The organism is Pelomicrobium sp. (genome assembly GCF_036803785.1).
Classification (GTDB): Bacteria; Pseudomonadota; Gammaproteobacteria; order Burkholderiales; family UBA6910; genus Pelomicrobium.
Genome location: NZ_DAIRTR010000087.1, coordinates 1 through 13,169 on the forward strand (window position 1 = coordinate 1; position 13,169 = coordinate 13,169).

The 13,169-nt window shown below is 65.7% G+C and carries 14 protein-coding genes and 1 pseudogene; 9 read left to right on the forward strand and 6 right to left on the reverse strand.

The window, feature by feature from the left end; all coding sequences use genetic code 11:
* The 5 genes from V7Q81_RS10745 to V7Q81_RS10765 all read right to left on the reverse strand — a co-directional run.
* Positions 1-456, reverse strand: a 456-nt coding sequence (locus V7Q81_RS10745) for a UbiA family prenyltransferase (protein ID WP_333843056.1), incomplete at its 3' end; no start/stop codon positions are given.
* Positions 457-610: 154 nt separating this feature from the next.
* Positions 611-2,326 carry a cbb3-type cytochrome c oxidase subunit I gene (locus tag V7Q81_RS10750; protein ID WP_333843058.1) on the reverse strand — a complete coding sequence of 572 codons (1,716 nt, stop codon included), beginning with the start codon at positions 2,324-2,326 and terminating at the stop codon, positions 611-613.
* 10 nt (positions 2,327-2,336) lie between these two features.
* Positions 2,337-2,882, reverse strand: a complete 546-nt coding sequence (locus tag V7Q81_RS10755) for a cytochrome C oxidase subunit II (RefSeq protein WP_333843060.1) — start codon at positions 2,880-2,882, stop codon at positions 2,337-2,339.
* Between the two features lie 36 nt (positions 2,883-2,918).
* A complete protein-coding gene (locus V7Q81_RS10760) occupies positions 2,919-3,095 on the reverse strand; it encodes a hypothetical protein (RefSeq protein ID WP_333843063.1) in 177 nt (58 codons plus the stop codon).
* Between the two features lie 27 nt (positions 3,096-3,122).
* Entirely contained in the window at positions 3,123-3,353 is a 231-nt protein-coding gene (locus V7Q81_RS10765; protein WP_333843066.1) for a hypothetical protein, read from the reverse strand.
* Between the two features lie 149 nt (positions 3,354-3,502).
* On the opposite strand from V7Q81_RS10765, the gene V7Q81_RS10770 reads away from it, so the two are divergent.
* The 4 genes from V7Q81_RS10770 (at position 3,503) to V7Q81_RS10785 (ending at position 6,540) form a co-directional block, all read left to right on the forward strand.
* A complete protein-coding gene (locus V7Q81_RS10770; RefSeq protein ID WP_333843069.1) occupies positions 3,503-4,483 on the forward strand; it encodes a COX15/CtaA family protein in 981 nt (326 codons plus the stop codon).
* An 82-nt stretch (positions 4,484-4,565) separates the two neighbouring features.
* Entirely contained in the window at positions 4,566-5,009 is a 444-nt protein-coding gene (locus tag V7Q81_RS10775; RefSeq protein WP_333843072.1) for a hemerythrin domain-containing protein, read from the forward strand.
* A 2-nt stretch (positions 5,010-5,011) separates the two neighbouring features.
* Positions 5,012-5,239, forward strand: a complete 228-nt coding sequence (locus V7Q81_RS10780; protein ID WP_333843075.1) for a DUF2249 domain-containing protein — start codon at positions 5,012-5,014, stop codon at positions 5,237-5,239.
* 35 nt (positions 5,240-5,274) lie between these two features.
* Positions 5,275-6,540 carry a permease gene (locus tag V7Q81_RS10785; RefSeq protein ID WP_333843077.1) on the forward strand — a complete coding sequence of 422 codons (1,266 nt, stop codon included), beginning with the start codon at positions 5,275-5,277 and terminating at the stop codon, positions 6,538-6,540.
* Here the strand turns inward: V7Q81_RS10785 and cobA are convergent.
* A pseudogene (gene cobA / locus V7Q81_RS10790) lies at positions 6,523-7,305 on the reverse strand (uroporphyrinogen-III C-methyltransferase); the annotation flags it as partial. The gene V7Q81_RS10785 and the pseudogene cobA overlap by 18 nt on opposite strands.
* A gap of 267 nt (positions 7,306-7,572) precedes the next feature.
* Between cobA and V7Q81_RS10795 the strand changes: the two are divergent.
* From V7Q81_RS10795 to V7Q81_RS10815, 5 genes are all read left to right on the forward strand, one after another.
* On the forward strand, positions 7,573-9,345 hold the full coding sequence (locus V7Q81_RS10795) for a 4Fe-4S binding protein (protein WP_442954812.1): 1,773 nt from the start codon (positions 7,573-7,575) through the stop codon (positions 9,343-9,345).
* Positions 9,346-9,454: 109 nt separating this feature from the next.
* Complete coding sequence (locus tag V7Q81_RS10800) at positions 9,455-11,188, forward strand: cytochrome D1 domain-containing protein (RefSeq protein ID WP_442954811.1); 1,734 nt, start codon at positions 9,455-9,457, stop codon at positions 11,186-11,188.
* Positions 11,189-11,210: 22 nt separating this feature from the next.
* Entirely contained in the window at positions 11,211-11,564 is a 354-nt protein-coding gene (locus V7Q81_RS10805; RefSeq protein ID WP_333843080.1) for a c-type cytochrome, read from the forward strand.
* A complete protein-coding gene (locus V7Q81_RS10810; RefSeq protein WP_333843082.1) occupies positions 11,554-12,732 on the forward strand; it encodes a cytochrome D1 domain-containing protein in 1,179 nt (392 codons plus the stop codon). Before V7Q81_RS10805 ends, V7Q81_RS10810 begins: the two co-directional genes overlap by 11 nt.
* A gap of 2 nt (positions 12,733-12,734) precedes the next feature.
* A partial coding sequence (locus V7Q81_RS10815) for an Lrp/AsnC family transcriptional regulator (protein ID WP_333843085.1) occupies positions 12,735-13,169 on the forward strand: 435 nt, incomplete at its 3' end.

Sequence of the window (13,169 nt, forward strand, 5' to 3'; positions counted from 1 at the left end):
CGCCAGTACCGCGAAGCTTCCGGCCAGCCCGCCGATCACGATGTTGAGCCAGGTGCGGCGCTTGAGCCACACCGTGTACACCACGGCGTAGAAAAACGCGCCCAGGAAGACGTAGAGGGCGACATAGGCATTGAGGGCGAGGGCCGCGGCGCCCACGGCGGCGGCGCCCATGGCGGCCATGAGGACGAGCCACGCCGGCCCGTGCTTGAGCCGTCCGGTCACGAAGGGACGGTGGCGCGTGCGTCCCATGCGGGCGTCCATGTCCCGCTCCACGAACTGGTTGAACGCCCCGGCGCTGGCGGAGGCCACCACCACCGCCAGGGTGAGCACCGCGACCTGCCAGCCGGCGAGGGGCGGTCCCGGCGTCACCGCGAGGCCGGCCAGGGCGGTAAGCCCGATCGGCACCCCGATGCGCAGCTTGAACAGATCGAAGAACAGTCTCACGGCATCCTGCATGGCCATTCCTTTGTGGGTCTCCGGTCAATGGCGGACAAACCCTTGGCTACCGTCGCCTTTGCCTCTCCTGCCGGAAGCGGAAAGCAGGCAAAGGCTCAGCGGTGCCGACCATTTTCTCTGCGCCGCGCCCAATGAGGACGCCTCCCTGGCCGCGTCAGCTGAGCGGCCACACCGAAGACAAGTATTTCCAGTTGACGAAGTAGTACAGCACGAACGACACCAGCAGCACCAACGCCAAAACGAACGTGCCGGGCGCCGCCATGTGGCCTGCGCCGCCGTGACCGGTCAGGGACACGGCCACCGGCTGCGGCGCCGGAGCCACGCCCTCCCGGGCGCTCACGCGCCTGAAATCCGGGGTCTCGATGCGCTTGCCGAAAAACACCGACCCTACGGTCACCAGGATGTAGATGGCCCCTCCCAGCACGGCGAGGATCCCCGCGAGGGCCATGAGACCCACCATGAGGTAGGCGGTCCCGGGCCACTCGTGGGGCAGAAGGTTGCCCGCCATGGTCATGTCCCAGTGGCGCCGGGGCACCCCCAAGGTGCCGGCCCCCATCATGAAGAGGGAAAACACGCTCATGCCGATGCCGAAGATGTAGGGCTGCCACTGGGCCAGCTTGGGGAAAGCTAGCTCGCGCCGGAACAGCACCGGGATCAGGAAATAAGTGAGGGCCATGAACGCCAGGGTGGTACCCACCACCACGGTGGCGTGGAAGTGGCCCGGCACATAGAAGGTGTTGTGCATGAGCAGGTTCAATTGCTCGGTGCCCAGGACGACCCCCGAGATGCCGCCGAGGAAGCCAAATCCCACCAAGGAGATGAACATCCCGGAGAAGACCGGGTTGCCCCACGGAGCCTTCCTCAGCCACTCGAACAGCCCCTTGGTGTAGCCTTTCTCCCGCTGCGCCAGCTCGATGGCACCGGGTACAGTAAAACCGTGGACCATGGAGGCGAGCACCGCCAGATAGAACGCGTAGCTGGTATTGAAGATCTTCCAGTTGGAGGTGAGGCCCGGGTCGGCCAGCAGGTGGTGGGCCGAAGCGAGCTGCAGGAACAGGATATAGAGCAGGAACGCGCCGCGGGACACCCTCTCGTTCATGGGCCGGGCCCCGAACACGATGGCCGCGATGGCGTACCACACGGCCACGTGGGCCGACACATTGATCTGCTGGGACGAGTGCCCGAACGCCCACCAGACCGTGCGATACATGAGGGAGTCAATGTAGCCCACCAGCCCCACTGACCATAGGAAGGTGGGAATCAGGATGATGGCGCCGCTCGCGATGGTGAAAATGGCGATGATGCACGCGGTGAGCGCCCCGAAGGTGACTAGGGGAACCGAACCTCTGTAAGTCTTCTCCGCCTTGGCCACCGCCAGGGTGCCGAGAAACACGAAGCAGCCGATCAATGCACCCACCGCGAACAAGATCAGGCCCAGATAGAAGGTGGGGTGGGCCCCCATCGGCGCGTAGGAAGTGAACATCACGCTGGAATCCCCGCGCCATACCGCGTAGTTGTTAAGCAGCGCGCCGGCCACCATCAGCCAGAATCCGATCCACGCCATGTGGGGCGTGGCGAGGCGGCACCTGAGCAGGGTCGAGGCGGCGAAGTACAGCACCGCGATCTCGAAGAAAATGATCCAGAAGACCAGCATGTTGAGGCCGTGGGCGGTGAGCGCCTGGTAGAAAGCGTCCGCCGGGAGCAGGTGTACCGCTGGCCAGCGGGTGAGCACCACCAGAAGCCCCAGGATCCCGCCCACCAGCAGCGACACCACCGCTGCCACCGCGTTCCACCGGATCAGGGCTTCCGCCGGCTGGTGAAACTGCAGCCCTGTGGTCGGGCAGGTTCGAAACATCCGGTTGATCGCCATGGCCTCCCCCTTACTTGACCACGTACAGCTTGCTGGTCATGGTGTGATGATTGATACCGCAGTATTCGTTGCACACGATGGAATAGGTGCCTTCCTTCGTGGGGGTCACCGTCAAAACGTGCTCGTATCCCGGGTGGACCTGGATGTTGATGTTCTCCGGCTGCAGGGAGAATCCATGCAACCAGTCCATGGACATGAGATGTAGGCGATAGCTCTTGCCCGCCTCCAGCTCCAGCAGGGGCCACCACTGCCACAGGCGGGCGATCAGGTACACGTCACTGCCCGCGGGCGGCCGCACCACGGGTATTTTCTGGTCGGTCTCGGTGCGCACCGTATACTTGTCCACCATGGCCTGGGTCTTCTGGCTGAAAAGCTCCGGGGTGGAGCGGTACGCCTCGTTGGACAGGTTTTGCTTCCCGTATACGTGCCAGTAAGGCATCATGAAGAACATGATCAGGCACCAGATCAAGGCGAGCACGATCCAGGTGATCTCCACCTTGTCGACGGGATCCCTCCACCAGACACGGTTCTTTGGCGGATCGATGGCGGTAGGCATCGTGTAACCTCCCCTTCCTTCAGCAGCGCTCGCTGCTCACTTGGCAACCGGGATGCTGAGAATCTCCATCACGCCCCACACCACGTAGAGCACCATGGGCGAGGCGATTCCTAGAAACAGCAGGGCGAACGGGTTGTCCAGAAGCTGCTGCATGAAGGGAATGGGCTCGTCGCTCGGCTCTTCCGGGTCTTGGATCTTGGACGGTTCGGCCATTGTTCTTCCTCCACATGCTGGAAGCTGTCAGTCTTCGCGCTGCCCCGGCTCGGTGCGGCCACACAAGCGGTCAGCGACAGCCAGCGCCCGCAGCAAAGCGGGGGACGCGTACCAGCCACTGCCCACCCAGGTGTCATTGAGCGGGCGGCACAGGGACATTCCTTGGGAAAAGACGGCACCGAAACCGCTCAAGGCGAGGATGGCGGCTGCTGCGACCATCATCGTCCCTGTGGTATTGCGCCGTCGCGCTCCGGCCATGGGCGCCTCTCATTGCTTTCAGGCCTTGATGATCCGCAGGGGGAAGGAAAGGCTCCTTGATACGCATCAAGAAATTTTCACCCCGCGCAGCGAGGACCAGTATCCGGGAGTAAGCTGCGACGCGGAATTCCGTTCCCATTGCGCTGCCCATGGATCCCCCCGCTCCGGTCTCGCCCGTTCTGGTACGTCTCGTCCAGATCGCAGCCGCGCTCATGCTGTTCGTGGTGGTGTCGAGCGCCTTCCTGCGGCTCACCGCCGCAGGTCTCGGTTGCGAGCCCTGGCCTGACTGTTACGGCGCGCCGCCGATGCCCGGCAGCCACCCCCAGGACGGCGTCCTTCAGTCCCTCGCCTTCCTGGCCCGGCTGGGACACCGCCTCGCCGCCAGCGCCATGCTGCTCATCGTTTTCTGGATTCTGGTCACGAGCCTGCGGCGCTCGCGCCGACGCGGCGACGTGGTGCTGGCCTGGGCCATGGCGGCGCTCACTGCCTTTCTTGCCCTGCTGGGAATTTCCTCTTCCACGGCGACGGGGCCGGCGGTGGCCCTCGGCAACCTGCTGGGGGGTCTTGCGCTGCTTGCCTGTGCCTGGGGACTGCGGGCACGCCTGGTGCCCCCATCGCAGCTCGAGGTCACCGGCCCCCGGCCCGGACCGAGCCTGCGCTTCGCCGCAGTGGGCGCAGTGGTGCTGCTCGCGTTCCAGATCGGGTTGGGGGGTCTCGTAAGCGTCAAACTGGCCGCGGCCGCCTGCCCCACCTTGCCCGGGTGCGAAGGAGGCTTTTCCCTCGGCAAGGGGCTGACCGCCTTGAACCCGTTCGCTACCTCCTCCGTCCCCCTTCCTCGGGATCAGGGCGCGGCCCTCCACCTCGTCCATCGCATCGGTGCCCTCCTGGTCCTCGGCTGGCTGGGCATCGTGGCCTTCGGTGCCCGTGCCCATCCGGGATTGCGCGGCCTGGCAGCCGCAGCTGCCCTGCTGGCGCTACTGCAAGCCGCGCTCGGCGCGGCGATGGTGCAGCGCGCTTTCCCCCTGCCTCTCGCGCTCGCCCACAATGCCCTGGCGGCAACCCTCCTCCTGCTCGCCGTGGAGCTCGCGGTGCGCGTGGTCCGACGAAGGCGTGCTGCACCGCTTGCTTGATGCACATCAAGGCGCCTCCCGCGCTCCACTCCCCACAATGCTTTTTATCCCTGAACACCACGCGACTCATTCGCCGAAGCCGATGGACACCTTCACCAATTGGTTCTCCACCGATCATCGCGCGTGCGATCACCTGTTCGCCGAGAGCGAAGCAGCCATGCTCCGGGGCGACTGGAACCGCTGCCGCCAGGCGGTACGCCGTTTCGGTGAAACCCTGGAAAGGCACCTCCGCCTAGAAGAGACGGTCCTCTTCCCCGCCTACGAAAGCGTAAGCGGTACGCCCGACGGGCCAACTGAGGTCATGCGGCACGAGCACACCCAAATGCGTTCTCTGGTCTCCGCCCTTGCGGGAGCGGCGGCACAGACCGACCCCCAGGCTTTCCGCGATGTCTTCGAGACCCTGCTTGTCCTCCTGCAACAGCACAATCTCAAAGAAGAGCAGGTGTTGTATCCCTTGTGCGACCAGGTCCTGGTCGAGGAGCGGCCGCGGCTCCTCGAAGCGCTGGCGCGGCAGACCGGAGAATAAGGGTGGCGGGCGATCCCCTGATCGTGGACGCCCGGGGCCTTGATCCCCCCGAGCCCCTGGAGCGGGTGCTGGAAGCCTTAGACCGGCTCGAGCCGGGGCAGCGGGTGTTGCTGCTACTTGAGCGGGAACCCTTTCCCCTCTACCGCATCCTGGAGCACAACGGCTACCAGCACGCCACCTGGGTGAACGAAGAAGGCACGTTTCACATCGAAATCTGGGCCCGCGCGTAATGCTGCCGCCGAAGGCCGCGGACGGTGTGTTGTCCTTGTCCGTTCCACTGCGTTTCTTTCTCACCGCGCCTGCTTTCGCGCTGCTTTCTGCCGTCGTGATCGCGCTGGCAGGTCCGGCGGTCGCGGCAAGCCGCTGGGCGCCTGCCGCCCTCGCCGCCACCCACTTGATGACCTTGGGCTTCGTCACCATGACCGCCGCCGGCGCCCTGCTCCAGATCCTGCCCGTGGCAGCGGGCGCCCCAGTGGCACGGGCGCGCCGGGTAGCGGGAGTCACCCACGCGGCATTGACCGGCGGCACCCTCCTGCTCGCCTGGGCTTTCCTGGGCGGGGGCCGCCTGCTCGCCTCCCTTGCCGCAGCGGTGCTGCTGGTGGGCATCGGCGCCTACGTCGTAGCCGTGGCGCGGGCACTTGCCCGGGCGCCGACCGCCACACCCACCGGCATGACCCAGGGCTTCGCCTTGGCCTGCCTCGGAGTCACGGCCCTGATGGGCAGCACCCTGGCCGCCGTCCCGACGCCCGTGGCGGCCGTTCCCCGGTCGACGTTGGTCGATATTCACATGGCATGGGGGTTTGCCGGCTGGATCGGCCTTCTGGTCGTCGGGGTCGCCTACCAGGTGGTTCCCATGTTCGGGCTGAGCAGGCCTTACCCCAGCCTCCTGCATCGAAGCCTGGCGCCGGTGGTAGTGGGCGCTCTGGTGTTCATGGCCACAACGGCACCCGGTGGGGACACGGCGGCGGGACACTTCTTCTTCTACGGCCTAGCCAGTGCCGCTCTCCTGGCCGGCTTCGGCGTCTTTCTTCTGGTCACCTGGAGGATCCAATCGCTCGGTCGTCGCCGCGGAGACGGCGCCACCGCTGCCGCCTGGCGCCTGGCGATGGGGGCGCTCGGTGCCAGCCTGCTCGGCGCCGGGGCGGCCGTGGCGACCGATGCCATTCCTGACCTGCCCATCGCCCTCATGGCAGCGGTGGTGTTTCTCTTCGGGTTCGCTTTCTGGCTGATCGCCGGCATGCTCTACCGCATCGTGCCGTTTCTCGCCTGGATGGACCTGCAGCGGGAGCCAGTCCACGTTCGGCCGCTTCCCAGCGTCAGGCAGCTCGCACCCCAGGGCTCGTGCCATGCCCATGTATGGGCCCATGCCGTGGCTCTGGCGCTTCTCATTGCCGCCGTGGGCCGGCCAGTGCTCGCCCCGGCCGCTGGCGTCAGCTTCGGACTCTCCGCCCTGTGGCTGGGATTCAACCTGTTGTGGTCGATCCGTCTTTATCTGAGAGCGAAGCAGGGGCTTTCAGGAGGACGCGGCTGAGGCGACGGGATCCGGCAGAGCGTTGGAGCTGGGCACGAACCATCCCAGCACGCCGTGCAGCCGCACCACCTCGCCCACCACCACCAGGGAGGGTGGACGGAACCCTCCGGTGCGGGCTAGCTCGGGAAGGCTCTCCAGGGTTCCCACGGCGATCCGCTGCTCGGCCGTGGTAGCCCGCTCCACCACGGCCGCCGGCGTGGAGGCCGCGAGGCCGTGGTCCACCAGGGATCGACACAGAAACGCGAGCCCCCCGAGTCCCATGTACACCACCACCGTCTGGCGTGGCCGCGCCAGGGCCTCCCAATCCAGGTCCATGCTCCCGTCCTGGAGATGGCCGGTGACGAACACACAGGCGTGGGCGTACTCCCGATGGGTCAGGGGAATGCCTGCATAGGCCGCCATTCCGGTGGCGGCGGTGATGCCCGGGACCACCTGGAAAGGAATGCCGTGGGCGGCGAGAACCTGCAGTTCCTCGGCGCCGCGACCGAAAATCAGGGGATCGCCGCCTTTCAGGCGCAGCACCCGTTTGCCTTCCCGTGCCAAGCGTACCAGCAGCGCGCAGATCTGCCCCTGGGGCACGCTGTGGTGCCCTGGCTCCTTGCCCACGCAGACCCGCTCCGCGCCGGGGCGCACCAGCGCCAGGATCTCCGGGGACACCAAGCGATCGTAGAGCACCACGTCCGCCCGCTGCATGAGCTTCAAACCTCGCAGGGTGAGCAGCTCGGGATCGCCGGGCCCGGCTCCCACCAGATAGACCTCCCCGCGCCCCGCAGCCGGGCGTGCATCGAGACTGAAGATGGTGCTTGGCCGGTCAAGACCCATGGGCTCGTGCACTCGAAGGATGACCGGGTCAAAAGACCCGTAATTCGATAGGGACTTTAAGGGGCGACCCGGCGGTGAACCTTGATTTAAGTCAAAACCGATTGCAGGGCTCACGCTCCGCTCCGGCGCCTAATCCTTGATGCACGTCAAAACGATCCTCGGGCCCCGACTCCTAGAATGGTTTTCCAATCGGCGCCCCGAATGAAACCGATGCTCCCGACGCGTCCCCTCTCCTCGCCCTTTGCCTATGGACGGCGACGGGGTTGGGCAGCGCTTGCGTGGCTCGCCCTTACGCTCTACGCCGTGCCAGCCGCCGCGGATATCGCCGAGCGCTATCCCCAGGTCAAGGAAATCTTTCCCCAGGCGGAGCGCTTCGGACCTCTGGAGGGAGATCCGCCGGCGGCGGCGGTCTACCAAGGCCAAGAGGTGATCGGCTACGCTTTTCTCACCGCCGATGTGCTGCGTATTCCCGCCTACTCCGGCAAGCCGATCAACACGCTGGTGGGCTTCGACCGATCGGGGCGGATCACGGGGATCGCCATCGTCCATCATGAAGAGCCGATCCTCGCCGTCGGCATCACCCCTGAGCGCCTGAAAAGGTTCGTCGAGCAGTACGTGGGCAAATCGGTGTTCGATCGCATCACGGTCGGCGCCGAGCGGGAAGGCCACGTGGCCATCGACACTATCGCAGGGGCCACCATCACGGTGATGGTGGAAAATGCCACCGTCACTCGTGCCGCCCGGGCGGTGGCCCAGTCCCGAGGCCTGTCGCCCCCCGCATCCCTTACCGGGCCCGAGGCACCGACGCTCAACGAATCGTCTCTGCCTGCCACTGCCCGCGAGCCCGTTTCGCCTTCCCGTAAAACGCCTGCCACCGCGACGCGGCCTTCGACCGAGGTGCCGCCGGCGTCCAAGGAAGCCTCCTCCGCCCGAACTCCGGCGACGGGACCCGCCGCGGCGCCGGTGCCGCCGGAAGCGCCTTTGTGGATCGGCGTATGGCGGCAACGGACGTTCGAGATCGCCGTGCTGGCGGTGAGCCTCACGATCCTCACCCTGATCCTGGTGCTGCAGGACGGGCTCGTCCGCCACCCACGGCTCACGGCCTGGGTGCGCAACGTTTTCCTCGCCTACACCCTGTTTTTCCTCGGCTGGTACGCCCTCGCCCAGCTTACGGTGATCAACGTGCTCACCTTCGTGCACTCAGTGATGCGCGAGTTCCGCTGGGAGCACTTCCTGATCGATCCCATGCTGTTCATCCTCTGGTCCTTTGTGGCCGTGACCCTGCTCTTATGGGGGCGCGGCGTCTACTGCGGCTGGTTGTGCCCTTTCGGCGCCCTGCAAGAGCTCGTCAACAAGATCGCCCGGCGTCTAGGGGTGCCCCAGCTCGAACTGCCCGACGTGGTCCACGAACGGCTGTGGGCGGTGAAGTACGTGATCCTGGTTGTACTGTTCGGCCTCTCCCTCCAGTCCATGGGAGAGGCGGCGGTCTTCGCCGAAGTGGAACCGTTCAAAACCACCTTCGGCATGCGCTTCCAGCGGGAATGGCCTTTCGTGCTCTACGCAGCGGGCTTGATCGGCATCACGGTGATCAACCGCAAATTCTTCTGCAAATACCTGTGTCCCCTCGGCGCGGCGCTCGCCATCCCCGGCCGGTTTCGGCTTTTCGACTGGTGGCTGCGGCGGCGCCGGGAATGCGGCAAGCCCTGCCAGGTGTGCGCGGTGCAATGCCCGGTGCGGGCGATCCGGCCCACCGGCGAGATCAACGCCAACGAGTGCCACTACTGCCTCGATTGCCAGGTAGTTTATTTCAACGAGCGCCTGTGTCCGCCCCTCATCGAACGGCGCAAGCGGCGCGAGCGCCTGCCCCGAGCGCGGGAAGCGGTGCAGAAAATAGAGAGCATGCTCGGGGCCTACGGTCCCGAACCCTCTGGGTACGAGGAGGGTGAGCACGAGGGTGGCCGCCCTCGTCAACTTCCGTCATAGCCCTACCAGGGCCGCGGTTATTCTTTGATGTACATCAAAGCCAGGGGCGGGGCAAGCGCCTAGCTTATTGCAGGAGCAGATTCATCATCTCACGCAGGGAGAGCAGGCCATGACAGCGAAGGGAAGGTCGACCGCGTCTGCGGTCTTTGTGGCGTTCGCGCTTTATGTCGGGCCCGGGATCGCCCAGCAGAAGCAGCCGGTACACCCCGGCACGCCGGAAGAGGATCTGCGCTACAAGGGCGCTCCCACCGTGATCAAGCCCGAAGAGGCTGTAGAAGTGGTGACGCCCAAGGCGCCCCCCCTCACCAGCGAGGAGTTCACCCGCGCCAAGCAAATCTACTTCGAGCGCTGCGCCGGCTGCCATGGGGTGCTGCGCAAGGGCGCCACCGGCAAGCCCCTCACTCCCGATATCACGCTGCCCAAGGGCACCGAGTACCTCAAGGTGTTCATCAACTATGGCTCTCCCCAGGGGATGCCCAACTGGGGCACCAGCGGCGAGCTCACGGACAAGGACGTGGACATCATGGCCCGCTTTCTACAGCACGAGCCGCCCACGCCCCCGGAGTTCGGCCTGCCTGAGATGAAGCAGACGTGGAAGGTTCTCGTGCCCCCCGAGAAGCGGCCGAAAAAGAAAATGAACAACCTCAACTTGGATAACCTCTTCTCGGTGACCCTGCGGGACACTGGAGAAGTGGCGCTGATCGACGGCGACACCAAGAAGATCGTCAACATCGTCAAGACCGGCTACGCGGTCCATATCTCCCGGCTCTCGGCCTCTGGGCGTTATCTCTTTGTGATCGGCCGCGATGCCAAGATCAACATGATCGACCTGTGGATGGAGAAACCGGACAACGTGGCCGAGATCAAAATCGGCCTGGAGGCCCGGTCGGTGGACACCTCCAAGTACAAAGGCTGGGAGGACAAGTACGCGATCGCCGGCTCCTACTGGCCACCCCAATACGTGATCATGAAGGGCGATACCCTAGAGCCCCTCAAAATCGTCTCCACCCGCGGCATGACCGTGGACACCCAGGAGTACCACCCCGAGCCCCGAGTCGCCTCCATCGTCTCCTCCCACTTCAAGCCCGAATTCGTGGTGAACGTGAAGGAGACCGGCAAGATCCTGCTGGTGAACTATAAGGATATCCGCAACCTCCAGGTCACGGAGATCGAAGCGGCCCGCTTTCTCCACGACGGCGGATGGGATGCCTCCAAGCGCTACTTCCTGGTGGCGGCCAACCAGTCCAATAAGATCGCGGTAGTAGACGCCAAGGAAGGCAAGCGAGTCGCGCTCATCGACGTGGGCAAAATTCCCCACCCGGGCCGGGGCGCTAACTTCGTGGATCCCAAGTACGGGCCAGTGTGGGCCACTGGCCATTTGGGCGATGAGAACATCGCCGTCATCGGCACCGACCCGCAAAAGCATCCCCAGTACGCCTGGAAGGTGGTGCGCATGCTCAAAGGCCAGGGCGGCGGATCTCTCTTCATCAAGACCCACCCCAAGTCCCGCAACCTGTGGGTGGACACCACGCTCAACCCGGATCCGAAGATCAGCCAGACCATCGCGGTGTTCGACATCGACAACCTGGACAAGGGCTATCAGGTGCTTCCCATCGCCGAATGGGCAGGACTGGGTGAGGGTGCCAAACGGGTCCTGCAGCCGGAGTACAACAAGGCAGGCGACGAGGTGTGGTTCTCGGTGTGGAGCGCCAAGAACCACGAATCGGCCATCGTGGTGGTGGACGACAAGACCCGCAAGCTCAAGGCGGTGATCAAGGATCCCAGGCTCATCACCCCCACCGGCAAGTTCAATGTGTACAACACGCAGCACGACGTCTATTGAGGCAAAAGCAAGCCCTCCGACTGTGGGCGGGGGAAACCCCGCCTTTTTTTCCTGGTGCCGGATCCTGCTCGCCGCGACCCTGGCCGGTGCCGCAGCGGCCGCGGCGGGCGAAGTGCCTTCCCCCGCCCGTCAGGCGGAGCTGTGGGCCTTGCTGCGCCAGGACTGCGGATCGTGCCACGGCCTCACTCTGCGGGGAGGTCTCGGGCCGCCCCTGCGCCCCGAAGCCCTCTCCGGGAAAGATCCCCAGTCCCTCGCTGCAACCATCCTTTACGGCCGTCCCGGTACCGCCATGCCGCCCTGGTCCCGTTTCCTCTCCGAGGACGAGGCGGCGTGGCTCGTCCGCCGGCTGCTTGAGGCAGGGCCAGATGAACGGTAGCGTCCGAACATCCTCGTGGTGGCTAGCGCTCGCCCTCGCCGGCTGCGCCACGCCGGCCCTGCGCGGCACCGGGGACCTGGGCCTCGTCGTGGAACGGGGGTCGGGGCGGGTGCTGATCGTGGACACGACCGCCCGCCAAGCGATCGGAGCGGTGGAAGGCCTGGGAGACCTGTCCCACGCGTCCGTGGTGTACTCCCGGGACGGGCGCTATGCCTTCGTCTTCGGGCGTGACGGCGGCCTCACCAAGGTGGATCTGCTCAAGCAGCGCATCGCCCGGCGGATCGTTCAGGCGGGCAACAGCATCGGCGGTGCCATCTCCCAGGATGGGCGCCTGATCGCCGTGGCCAACTACGAGCCAGGTGGCGTCAAGGTGTTCTCCAGCGAGACCCTAGAGCAGCTCGCCGATCTACCGGCCACCGAGCTGGGAGGGGGCCGGCGTTCCAAGGTAGTGGGACTGGAAGACGCCCCGGGCAACCGGTTCGTGTTCAGCCTGTTCGACACCGGCGAAATCTGGCTCGCCGATCTGAGCGATCCGGCCACACCTCGGGTGCGCCGCTACACCGGAATCGGCGCGCAGCCCTACGACGGGCTGGTGACTCCCGATGGCCGCTACTACCTGGCCGGGCTGTTCGGGGAGGACGGCGCCGCCCTCCTGGATCTGTGGCGGCCCGAAGCGGGCGTGCGCCGGGTGCTGAGCGGCTACGGACGCGGTGAGCAGCGGCTTCCCGTGTACAAGATGCCCCACCTGGAAGGCTGGGCCGTCGCGGGCCGGGAGGTCTTTCTCCCCGCGGTGGGCGCCCACGAAGTGCTAGTGGTGGAAACAGAGAACTGGCGTGAAACGGCCCGCATTCCGGTCCACGGTCAGCCGGTGTTCGTCATGGCCCAGCCTGGGGGCCGTCGCGTGTGGGTCAACTACGCCTATCCCGACAACGACACGGTGCAGGTGATCGACGTGCCGTCGCGGCGGATCGTGGGCACCCTTAAACCAGGCAAGGCGGTGCTGCACATGGAGTTCACGCCTCGGGGCGGGGAGGTGTGGATCTCGGCTCGGGACGACGATCGGGTGCTGGTCTACGATACCGCGAGCCTCGCCGAGCTCGCCCGCATCCCGGCGCGGAAGCCGAGCGGCATCTTCTTCACCTCCCGGGCATTCGTCATCGGAATGTAGCCGTGCTGGACCTGGAGCTCACCCTCTTAAATTGCTACCAGCGCAACTTCCCGCTGGAGCCCAAGCCCTTCCATGTCCTCGCCCGGGAGCTCGGGACTTCCCCGGAGCGGGTACTGCACACTCTTGCCAGGCTGAAGGAGCAGCGCATCGTGAACCGCATCGGCGCCACTTTCCGCCCGAATACCGTGGGCGCGAGCCTCCTGGGGGCCATGGCGGTCCCCGAGGACCGGCTGGAAGCCGTCGCCGAAATGGTGAGCCGCTACCCGGAGATCACCCACAACTACGAGCGGGAGCATCGCTACAACCTGTGGTTCGTGGCCACCGCGGCCGACGAAGCGCGTTTGTCGGTCTTGATGCAGGAGATCGCGGTCCGCGCCCAGCTGCCGCTCCTCGAACTGCCCCTGCTGGAGGACTACCACATCGACCTAGGATTCGAC

Bases quoted from the DNA above. Each gene is read 5' to 3' on its own strand.
- V7Q81_RS10750 (WP_333843058.1), bottom strand. From the start codon at position 2,326: ATGGCGATCAACCGGATGTTTCGAACCTGCCCGACCACAGGGCTGCAG.
- V7Q81_RS10755 (WP_333843060.1), bottom strand. From the start codon at position 2,882: ATGCCTACCGCCATCGATCCGCCAAAGAACCGTGTCTGGTGGAGGGAT.
- V7Q81_RS10760 (WP_333843063.1), bottom strand. From the start codon at position 3,095: ATGGCCGAACCGTCCAAGATCCAAGACCCGGAAGAGCCGAGCGACGAG.
- V7Q81_RS10765 (WP_333843066.1), bottom strand. From the start codon at position 3,353: ATGGCCGGAGCGCGACGGCGCAATACCACAGGGACGATGATGGTCGCA.
- V7Q81_RS10770 (WP_333843069.1), top strand. From the start codon at position 3,503: ATGGATCCCCCCGCTCCGGTCTCGCCCGTTCTGGTACGTCTCGTCCAG.
- V7Q81_RS10775 (WP_333843072.1), top strand. From the start codon at position 4,566: ATGGACACCTTCACCAATTGGTTCTCCACCGATCATCGCGCGTGCGAT.
- V7Q81_RS10795 (WP_442954812.1), top strand. From the start codon at position 7,573: ATGCTCCCGACGCGTCCCCTCTCCTCGCCCTTTGCCTATGGACGGCGA.
- V7Q81_RS10800 (WP_442954811.1), top strand. From the start codon at position 9,455: ATGACAGCGAAGGGAAGGTCGACCGCGTCTGCGGTCTTTGTGGCGTTC.
- V7Q81_RS10810 (WP_333843082.1), top strand. From the start codon at position 11,554: ATGAACGGTAGCGTCCGAACATCCTCGTGGTGGCTAGCGCTCGCCCTC.